The 9965-nt window shown below is 58.5% G+C and carries 11 protein-coding genes and 1 pseudogene; 10 read left to right on the top strand and 2 right to left on the bottom strand.

Features of this window, described 5'->3' with window-relative positions; genetic code table 11:
* Both HFO71_RS35565 and HFO71_RS35560 read left to right on the top strand, forming a co-directional pair.
* A pseudogene (locus tag HFO71_RS35565) lies at positions 1 to 301 on the top strand (molecular chaperone HtpG); the annotation flags it as partial.
* Between the two features lie 542 nt (positions 302 to 843).
* Positions 844 to 1089, top strand: a complete 246-nt coding sequence (locus HFO71_RS35560; RefSeq protein ID WP_003551276.1) for a phospholipase D-like domain-containing protein — start codon at positions 844 to 846, stop codon at positions 1087 to 1089.
* A gap of 300 nt (positions 1090 to 1389) precedes the next feature.
* Here the strand turns inward: HFO71_RS35560 and HFO71_RS35555 are convergent, their stop codons facing one another.
* Together HFO71_RS35555 and HFO71_RS35550 are read right to left on the bottom strand one after the other, a co-directional pair.
* Positions 1390 to 2115 (bottom strand): Crp/Fnr family transcriptional regulator, encoded by a 726-nt coding sequence (locus HFO71_RS35555; protein WP_003551279.1) that lies wholly within the window; start codon positions 2113 to 2115, stop codon positions 1390 to 1392.
* 129 nt (positions 2116 to 2244) lie between these two features.
* Positions 2245 to 2517 (bottom strand): DUF6894 family protein, encoded by a 273-nt coding sequence (locus tag HFO71_RS35550; RefSeq protein WP_168312106.1) that lies wholly within the window; start codon positions 2515 to 2517, stop codon positions 2245 to 2247.
* Between the two features lie 257 nt (positions 2518 to 2774).
* Between HFO71_RS35550 and HFO71_RS35545 the strand changes: the two genes are divergently transcribed.
* The 8 genes from HFO71_RS35545 to ftsH form a co-directional block, all read left to right on the top strand.
* Positions 2775 to 3014, top strand: a complete 240-nt coding sequence (locus tag HFO71_RS35545) for a hypothetical protein (RefSeq protein WP_131661878.1) — start codon at positions 2775 to 2777, stop codon at positions 3012 to 3014.
* Positions 3015 to 4218: 1204 nt separating this feature from the next.
* Complete coding sequence (locus HFO71_RS35540; protein WP_003551284.1) at positions 4219 to 4692, top strand: Hsp20 family protein; 474 nt, start codon at positions 4219 to 4221, stop codon at positions 4690 to 4692.
* An 82-nt stretch (positions 4693 to 4774) separates the two neighbouring features.
* Positions 4775 to 5284: an Hsp20/alpha crystallin family protein gene (locus HFO71_RS35535; RefSeq protein WP_221985642.1), complete on the top strand. Its 510-nt coding sequence runs from the start codon at positions 4775 to 4777 to the stop codon at positions 5282 to 5284.
* A gap of 72 nt (positions 5285 to 5356) precedes the next feature.
* The gene (locus HFO71_RS35530) at positions 5357 to 6121 is read left to right on the top strand and encodes an NADH dehydrogenase ubiquinone Fe-S protein 4 (RefSeq protein WP_221989117.1); all 765 of its coding nucleotides are present in this window, start codon (positions 5357 to 5359) and stop codon (positions 6119 to 6121) included.
* 9 nt (positions 6122 to 6130) lie between these two features.
* Entirely contained in the window at positions 6131 to 6445 is a 315-nt protein-coding gene (locus tag HFO71_RS35525; RefSeq protein WP_003551289.1) for a DNA-directed RNA polymerase subunit omega, read from the top strand.
* 28 nt (positions 6446 to 6473) lie between these two features.
* Entirely contained in the window at positions 6474 to 6839 is a 366-nt protein-coding gene (locus HFO71_RS35520; RefSeq protein ID WP_221985640.1) for an SPW repeat protein, read from the top strand.
* Positions 6840 to 6934: 95 nt separating this feature from the next.
* Positions 6935 to 8320 (top strand): Do family serine endopeptidase, encoded by a 1386-nt coding sequence (locus HFO71_RS35515; RefSeq protein ID WP_221985639.1) that lies wholly within the window; start codon positions 6935 to 6937, stop codon positions 8318 to 8320.
* Positions 8321 to 8332: 12 nt separating this feature from the next.
* Positions 8333 to 9965 (top strand): ATP-dependent zinc metalloprotease FtsH (gene ftsH, locus HFO71_RS35510; protein WP_221989116.1); only part of this gene is annotated, 1633 nt, incomplete at its 3' end.

Here is a 9965-nt window from a genome sequence, read left to right as displayed (position 1 = left end):
CCGTCTGACGGAGAGTGCGGTCTGCCTCGTAGCGCCCGAAGACGGCTATGACAGGCAGATGGAAAAAATCCTGCGAAACGCCGGTCGTCTTCAAGATGCGGCCAAGCCGATCCTGGAGATCAATTTGCTGCACCCCTTGATCAAAGCGATTGCGAGCGTGGAGGGTGATGCTTCCTACCAGGAGGACGCCGCCTTCTTATTGCTCGACCAGGCGCGCATTCTGGATGGCGATCGGCCAGCGGATCCACGCCGATTTGCCGAGCGGCTTGGACGGGTCTTTCAGAGGTCGTGGCAGTCGTAGCAACAAGGAGAAGGTGGGGCTGGTCTGATCCAGCCTCCACCACGCTCCTCCATATTCCTGCCCGAGGTGTCGCCGAGAGGAGAGCGATGAGACCGGTGCCATTCCACTACGCCGGCCGAAATCCCGCCTTCGTATTCATAAGTCCGGAGCAGGTTGTTGCCGTGCGAGCATTCGAAACCAGCACTCACATTCATGTTGCTGCGCCTTAGAAGAACGGCGCACCGAATTACTATCCCATCAGAGAGACAATTGAGAAAGTCGTTAAGCTGCTAACGGGTCAGTAATCCCGAGCGGCGGAACTTCCATACTTCATCTATGTTTTATCGGCATGAACAACACAGAGCAAAAAGCCACCAAAGGCATGGTCAAACTCGTGCTGACTATCGTCGTCGTCACGGTAATCATAGCGGTGGCATATTTGGCTTTCTTCACGCCGGGACGAGTCTAGGCTGAACTGGCGCAGTGCACCGACACTGCGACAGCGGCCAGCAACAGCAGTAGCTCGCCCGGAAATGGCTTTGCCTCCGACTGGAGCAGGCGAGATGAGCGATAACTTCAGCGCAAAAGAGACCTTGGCCATATATGGCGAGTGCGCAACCACGATCACATTCGTCCCTGATGGCTTCCTTACAGAAGAAAAGACGTTTCCGACAATGCAAGAAGCAGTCGATTACCTTAAGTCATTGGACGCTCCCCCACTCGGGATAGTTCTCCACATCCGCCTTCACGGGCGCAACATTCCATTCGATCGCGATAATGTAGCGAAGCTGATGCGGGAGCTTTTGTAGATGCCGGCCTTATTGCGGTAGGACAAGATCTGGGCGGCTGGGCTGGCAACTCGTTTCCCCGCTTTAGCTGTGTTGAAACTGAGTTTTGTTCCCACGCGCTCTTTTTCGTGCGGTCCTCCGCTCGGAAGAGGACCCTGCCAATCAGTAACGCCGAAATCGCGCGAGCGGAAACATACTCACCAATGTCGGGTAAACTATAGACTGCATTCGGCGACAGCGGACGCAGAACCCGCAAGATCCGTCGTTTTTGTGCACGGAGGCTTTATGGACACTACTGGCTGGGAAGCGGTCTACTCGACGTCAAGTGCGTCTGATCGGAAACCCTATGTGCCGTTCATATTCCAGCTCGGGAACGCCGTAGGAGCCGCCTGCCATCTCCTCCAGCTTCGGTCTGTCCAGGATCCGTATATTCCCACGCTTGGCGCTGATGGCTCGCACACCCTCGACGATGTGAATTTCATTGGTAACCCCCGCACGTCGAACGCCAAGCATCAGCGAGAGGAACTGGTGGGTAAGAGGCAGATCAGCGGTCCGTAGCCGGTCGTGGCACATCAACAGCCATCGTGCCAGCCGTTCAGACATGTTGTAGCGGGCGTTGGCAAGAGCGGAATGGGCAAGCTGCAGGTCGCAGCAATGCACATATCTGAGAAGCAGGTCGTTGGCCGAAGGAACCCGTTGCGCCATTGAAAGAAGTGCCGATACCGGCACCGATATTCCATGCCCCTCGACCTGCATGAAGGTCCTGTTCGGCGTTTGATCGACCTTCTGCAGCACATGAGCCCCTGCCATGCCTTCATATCCGACATGCCCGACTTCCACGGATTCGTCATCGGAATTGGTGGCTACAATCGATGCCAGGCCGCTCTCGAGGAAGTAGACGGTCCCACTTGGCACACCCGGAGAGATCAGTTCGAACTTTACCGGAAGCGCGAGCGGCTGCATCGTCTCCCGCAGCAGATCGAATGCTTCGGGCGCAAGCGCTCTCAGAAGAAGGTTTTGAATGTTTGACTGCGAAAAGTCGGACATGGCTAAGCCTCCGGCGGGATTGCCCCAGATCTGATGTCGAATGGCGAAGCGTCAGCAATGCTTAATTTATGTGCCAGAACACGTCTTCAGGCCAAGAGGGGCCATGCCTTCTGTGCGGTTTTGACAATTCTATGATGCGCCCGATTCTTGCGCAGCAAGGTACACCTGATCCACGATCTGGACGGCGGCCGTGAAGGAAAGAACAATGACCGTGACACCCTGCTCATCGGTGACGTTCATCAGCCATGCCGAAACGTCGGCCTTGTTCAACAGAGCGCCCCTCAGCCGCTCCGCTATGGTCTCTACGGCCTCGTCGCGGGCACTCTGGAGGTCGGGGTGCTCCGAGCCCACCGTATCGGGAATGGAGATGCCGTCATGAACGTTGAAGAAGTAGCGAGCCATTTTGGTTGCTCCTGTACAGGCAAGAGCAACTAAAATCTCTCAGCCATCCGCGCCTGGGTTCGATGGCGGATGATGTCCCATCATCGCATGTAATCACGTTCCCAAGAAGGCACCTGACGCGAGAAGGCACCTGACGCGATTGTCGCGGCGCCTGTGTGCGATTGATGGATTCCAGGACCGGGACGCATGCTAGACATGTCGGGAATCGGCTCTAAATTTTTTGCTGCGGTTCGGGGCCGCCACCTTTGGAGTATAGGATGTTCGTGAAGTTGACCGACGGCACGATTACGCGCTGGATCAACATGGATGCCGTGATCCAGATGCGGTTCGATGAGGACAAACACCAGACGGAATTATTCTTGCTCAGAGAGAACGCTAGACTGGTTTTTGTCGATCAGTCTCCTGAAGAAATCCGAAAGCTAATGGACGTCGAACTCGAACGGCTATCCCAAATCACAAGCTGGAGCATGGGGGGACCGAATGGCCGCAGACGATGAGCGGATTACCATTGGTGGCCTGCTTGCGGGCGATTGGAGGCCGCCCAACGCACAGGAGACAATATGCTTGGGGTTAGCAAGTAATCGCTGGGCGGCCTACGCAATAATACTCATTATAGCTGTAACCTGAAGTCACTTTGTCCTTCGGAGCGAAATCGTACGATATTTGCATAAATTGCGAGTGGGCCCTGTGGGCAGAAAGTATTATTTATTGCGCATATAGGAAGCCTATGCAAAGTAGTTGTAGCAACGCCACGATGCGTTCCTGCCGAGAAACCACCCCCTTGCCTAAGCCCCGCTCTTGCGGGGATTTTCTTCCCTGGACGCGCTTAAGCTCTGGAAGATCGGTACAAAACGGACTGGGAACTTGGCTGGTTGGTTTTTTGTTATCTCTGAAGGACGCAAGGTGTTCCTCTTGTGCGACCCCTGACTTGCCCCGCCTCGGCGGGGCTCTTTCTCGGAAAACACGGCAAGAAATAGGTCACCTTCGGCGTCTCCCTCATCCGAAGCGCGCACGTCTGGACCAACCTCGGAAACACGCTGGTGCAATGTGCTGATCTCTCGCTTCAGGTAGACGATCACATCGCGCGTTCCGGCTCGGGCGATGGAGATCCTCGTCCGCACCGGGGACAATCCAGTCCATCGAGGACGATGAACTTGTTTGGTCGATCGCGCGGTTTTGCCGTCGCCACTGAAAGCTAACCCGGAGTTCTCAGAAGCCACACGCGGGACAGCCCCGACGTCCCTCAACAGGGAATGCTCGGTCTTCACCAGCGGTGTCGAAACTTTCCGGCTTCGATGCGTTTGGCAGCCGGATCCGAAGGTCTAGCCTTTCCAAGATCCCCTTTCCATGTACGCTCACTAGACCCGCAGGTTGAAACGCGGGGCTCTTTTTGACAGCCTGGTTGGCTGGCGATGCCTAGCGCCCGTTCGCCGCCCGCCCGTGACCGTCGGGGCGATGGTTTCTGAGAGTCAAAGTAGTACCGCTCACCTCCTGTCTGATAGCATTTACCGATTTCACGCCGGCCGAATAGCACGCCGATCTCAATTTTTCATTCTTGGTGCCCGGCCCCTCTTGAACCGGGAACCGCCTGAATTAAATGATCTATGCTGGTAGCCCAATTGGGACCGGCAAAGTCCAGGAGACGCCGGGTCGCTCTTGGCGTCTCCTTGTATCCATGTTGCTTCAAAGGAGGATATGGCTATGAGGACAAACCTCGATTTCTCTCCCCTGTTCCGGTCAAGCATCGGCTTTGACCGGATGTTAAGTGCGCTTCAAGCCGGGATCGACACCGTCGATAACTGGCCGCCCTACGACATCCTCAAGACGAGCGAGGATGAATACCGCATCGAAATGGCTGTGGCGGGATTCTCCCAGGACGAACTGTCGATGACGCAGGAGCAGAACCTGCTCGTGGTCGCGGGCAGGAAGGCGGATAGCGATGACGACGTGCAGTATCTTCATCGCAGCGTCGCTCAGCGAAGCTTCCAGCGCCGCTTCGAACTTGCCGACCACGTCAAGGTCGAAAGCGCTGAACTCGTCGACGGACTGCTGATCATCGATCTGAAGCGCGAGATCCCCGAAGAAATGAAGCCGCGCCAGATCGAGATCGGAACTGGCCAGGCGCTTCCAAAGTTCGAGACCAAGCAGATCGAAGCTGAGACGCAAGCAGCGTAAGCCTCGAAAGCCACGTCGGTGCCGGGCACGCCCGGCGCCGATATGCGCGCTTCGCTGCTAACCAAGAGAAAGGAGAAAAGACATGAGTGTTCGTGATCTCATTCCCTGGAGCGGGAACAACGGCCATCAGGCTCCCAGCCTGTTGCGTGATGATGATCGTGATCCGTTCCTGTCCCTGCATCGCGAGGTGAACCGATTGTTCGACGAGGCATTCCGCGGCTTCGGTTCCAACTTTCCGTCGTTGACTGGCCGCAGTGGCATTGGTGGCGGATGGCCGAACGTCGAGGTCTCCGACAACGAAAAGGAGATCAAGGTGACGGCCGAGGTGCCTGGACTTGAGGAAAAGGACATCGAAGTCCTGCTCAATGACGGCGTGTTGACGCTGAAAGGTGAAAAGCACTCCGAGACCGAGGACAAGGATCGCCAGTTCTCCGAACGCTACTACGGCCGCTTCGAGCGGCGCATTCCGCTCGGTGCGGAAGTCAAGGAAGACAATGTCGACGCCCGCTTCAAAAACGGCGTGTTGACGGTGACCTTGCCGAAGAGTGAACAGGCGCAGTCGCAAGTCAAGCGAATCGCCATCAAGAGCTAACCAACCAATGAGCGACCGGCGGCCGGCCTTTGCGGCGGCCGCCGGCATCCTTCGCCGATGGGGAGGGATATAATGATGGAAGTTAACAGAGAGACGCACAACAGAGAGACCCAAAACCTAAGCAAGGCTGTTTCGGATAGCTGGCCGGCGAATGACAACCAGCGGAAGCCTCTGTCATTCGGACGCTCGGTATTTCCCGAGGGTGCTGTCGCCCGAATCTTCAAGCCATCGCGCTCGGCGATGACCTCAGGCACCCCGCGAATGCAAGGCTGGCGGCTCGTCTTCAAGCGCCGTAGCGCACCGTTCATCGAACCTTTGATGGGCTATACGGGCTGTACCGACACGCTCACACAGGTTGAGTTGGAATTTCCAACCCTTGAATCAGCAATCCGTTATGCGGAGCGGCAGGGACTGACCTACACGGTGCAGCGGCAGATGAGTAAGGCGGCGGCGGCAAAGCAGAGAACCCGCCGGCGAACGTACCGACCATCTCGTGCCTTCTCCGGCGCTACATTGCAACGGCTCGGCCTCGCCGCATGTCAGGAGAGCTACGGACAGGCACTAGACGCCGCGCTGCAGGCCCACGTCCATGATCCCGCAAGATGGCCATCGCCTGCTGACGTTGTCGGCGATCGGACGCTGACGCTGCAAGCGAAGCGGACGATCCTGATGAACTGGGCCTGGACGGAGTACCTGGTTGACCAGGCAATCAACGAGGGAATGCCTAAGAACAACCGGCCGTCGCGCCTTCACGAGGTCGAGCAGGCACTGCTTGACCTCGAGCGCAATCTCGAGAGGCGAGATCTTCGGCCGACGATCAACCGAGATGCCGCGTGAGGTGGAGCCATGAACCCATCTATCGTCTTCGATTGCGAGAAGATCCTGCCCAACAGGTTCGCGCTGACTATGGCTGCGGCCGCACGAAGCCGCGCCCTTTATCGAGGGGCGGAGCCGAGGCTGGATCCTTCAGATGCCTGCGTCAGCGAACTCGCGCTGCAGGAGATTGCAGGAGGCTCGTTCACCAGCAGCGAGCTCGCACCCTTTCTGGGCGGACCGGCAGGGACAAAGCGCCTTCACTCCGCCGATCCGGCCACACCTTCGCGGCAACGGCAAGATGCCGCTGCCGCACCCGTCTCCACGCCACCGGAGGCGGTTCAATGATGATGCAAACAAGTAAGGAGAAACGACAATGATGAAATCTCAGTCTTCGAAGGACCGTGCAGCATTCGATATCGTCAATATCGTTGCTGGGCTGGCTCTCTTCCTGTCACCCTGGCTCCTTGGTTTCGCAACCGAGGCTTATGCTCCGTGGAATGCCTGGATCGTTGGCGCTGCCATCGCCGTGATCGCTGCCGCCGCGCTCTTCGCATTCTACGAGGCGGAAGAATGGATCAACCTGGTGCTCGGCGTCTGGGCGCTAGTGGCGCCATGGGTTCTGGGTTTCTCGGCGGTGGGCGCTGCGATGTGGGCACATCTGATTGCCGGCATCGTGGTCGCGGTTTTGGCCGCGGGCAGCATCTGGTTCACTCACAACCACCCGCTGTCGACCACCTGAGGCAAAAGCGAGCGGGCCCGGAACTCCGGGCCCGCTCCTTTGTTTGCGTTGCGGCTGGGCGGCATTGACCTCCCGTCAAATCCAAGGAGCAAACCATGTTCGATATCCTCCAGGGGTTTCATAGGATTGCCGCGTCAGCCGTGATCGCCTTTGCAGCAGTCCTGCTTACGATAGCGCCGGTCACCGCGCAGACCCCGGAATCCGGCACCGCGTCGGCGTCACTTCCATCTCTGGCGCCGATGCTGGAACAAGTCACGCCGGCCGTCGTCAACATCGCGGTCGTCTCCCGTGCACCATCGCGAGACAATCCTCTCTTCAGCGATCCCACCTTCCGCCGGTACTTCAATCTGCCGCAACAGCAACAACGACCCAGGATGAGTGCAGGATCCGGCGTCGTCGTCGACGCCGCCAAAGGATATGTGCTTACCAATCATCACGTCGTCGACGAGGGCAGTGAGATTTCTGTAACGCTGAAGGACGGACGACAGCTTTCGGCCAAATTGATGGGCAGCGACAAGGACACGGACATCGCTCTGTTGCAGGTTAATGCTGCAAATCTTACCGCTATTCAGATCGGGGATTCTCATGCACTTAAGGTTGGCGACTATGTCGTGGCGATTGGCAATCCGTTCGGGCTTGGCCAGACTGTTACGTCAGGCATCGTCAGTGCGTTGGGGCGAAGCGGCCTGAATATTGAAGGTTACGAGGACTTCATTCAGACAGATGCCTCAATCAACCCCGGAAACTCAGGTGGTGCCCTGGTGACGCTCGACGGCAAATTGGTCGGCATCAATACCGCAATTCTAAGCCCCGCCGGCGCCAACGTCGGTATCGGCTTTGCCGTGCCGAGCAGTATGGCGGCGTCGGTCATGAACCAGTTGATTGCGCACGGCAAGGTGGAGCGCGGTGAGCTTGGCATCGGCATTCAGGATCTAACGCCGGAGTTGGCGGAGGCTCTCGGACTCGGTGACCTCCGCGGCGCGCTGATCGCCAACGTCGTGTCGGGCTCGCCGGCTGAACAGGCCGGACTGAAGACCGGGGACGTGGTCACCGCAACTGACGGACGCCCGATCGGTGGTGCGACTGACCTCAGGAACCGGATTGGCCTCATGCCTGCCGGCAGTAAGCTGAGCCTCACGGTGAAGCGCGGCGACGAGGAGAAGGTGATCACGGCCACCATTGCAATGGGCGATCGGTCATCCGCCGCTCTCTCCGGCACGCCGCTCGAGGGCGCTGAGATGAGGAATGCTTCTGGCGAAGAGGCGCAGCAAGCCGGAGGTTACGGTGTGGTGATCGAAAAGGTGGCTTCCGGCAGCGCGGCCGCCGGTGCCGGCCTTCAAGCCGGTGATATGATCGTCGCGCTCAATAGAGTTCCGGTCGCTTCGGTCACCGAGTTCCAGCGCAGGATCGCCGAAAAACCCGGCGTATTGGCGCTTGAACTGGTCCGTGAGGGCGCGCGACTCCTTCTGGTCGTCCGGTAGGAGTAGATGGCCATGGAGATGAATAGGAAGACGCGCTTCAACATCTCGTACTGGATTATCGCTTTCTTGCTTCTTGCGGCATTTCAGTCCTTTTTCGCGACTACTCACCAAATTGCGCGGATTCCCTACAGCCAGTTCGAGACGGATCTCAAGGACGGGAAGATCGCCGAGGTTGCCGTTTCCGATAATTTTATCCAAGGCCGGTATAAGCAGCCGCAGAATGAGCGCCCCTTTTTCGTCACGACACGGGTCGAGCCCGATCTGGCCGAGCAGCTCCGGCAATACGGAGTCGTCGTGACGGGTCAGATCGAGAGCACATTCCTGCGCGATCTGCTGTCCTGGCTCATCCCCGTGGCGCTCTTTGTTGGAGTCTGGATGTTCATGATCAGGCGCATGGGCGGTGGGCTCGGCGGAGGCCTGATGCAGATCGGCAAATCGAAGGCCAGGATCTATGTCCAGACCGACACTGGCGTGACGTTCAACGACGTCGCCGGCGTCGACGAGGCCAAGGACGAACTGAAGGAGATCGTTGATTTCCTGAAGGACACGGCCGGTTACGGCCGCCTTGGCGGGCGTATGCCAAAGGGTGTGCTTTTAGTGGGCCCACCTGGAACCGGTAAGACGCTTTTGGCGCGCGCCGTCGCGGGCGAAGCCGGTGTGCCCTTTTTCTCGATCTCCGGGTCGGAGTTCGTCGAAATGTTTGTCGGTATCGGTGCAGCGCGGGTCCGGGACCTGTTTGAGCAGGCGCGCGCCAAAGCACCTGCCATCATCTTTATCGATGAGCTCGATGCTCTCGGCCGCGCTCGTGGGATTGGCTCCATGACTGGCGGGCACGACGAGAAGGAGCAGACGCTGAACCAGCTTCTGGTCGAGCTGGATGGCTTTGATCCCTCCACTGGCCTCGTCTTGCTGGCCGCAACCAACAGACCGGAGGTACTTGATCCCGCTCTGCTGCGTGCCGGTCGTTTCGATCGGCAGGTGCTGGTGGATCGGCCGGACAAGTCGGGCCGACTCCAGATTCTCGGCGTGCACCTTAAGAAAGTGAAGCTCGCGGCGGATGTCTCACCGGAAAAGGTCGCCGCGCTCACACCGGGATTCACTGGCGCCGACCTCGCCAATCTCGTCAACGAGGCAGCCCTGCTCGCCACACGCCGTCGGGCGGAGGCGGTGACGATGGCCGATTTCAATGACGCCGTCGAACGCATCGTCGCCGGTCTCGAAAAGCGCAATCGGCTGCTCAATCCAAGGGAGCGTGAAATCGTCGCCTATCATGAGATGGGACATGCGCTGGTCGCCATGGCGCTGCCCGGCGTCGATCCGGTGCACAAAGTCTCCATCATTCCCAGAGGGATCGGCGCCCTCGGCTATACCGTCCAGCGTCCGATCGAGGATCGCTTCCTGATGACGCGGGAGGAACTGGAGAACAAGATGGCGGTGCTGCTCGGTGGCCGCGCGGCGGAATGGATCGTCTTTGGCCATCTTTCGACGGGTGCGGCCGACGATCTCGTCAAAGTTGCCGACATTGCCCGCGCGATCGTCACACGCTATGGCATGACCGACAAGCTGGGACACGTGGCTCTGGAGAAAGACCGGCGCTCGTTACTGGGGGCTGATCGGTTGTATTACGGTCCGCAGGAGCGCGACT

The sequence above is a fragment of the Rhizobium laguerreae genome (genome assembly GCF_019778565.1).
Lineage (GTDB): Bacteria > Pseudomonadota > Alphaproteobacteria > Rhizobiales > Rhizobiaceae > Rhizobium > Rhizobium laguerreae.
Note: the sequence above shows the minus strand (reverse complement) of the source record. Positions and strands in the feature narration are given on the sequence as shown.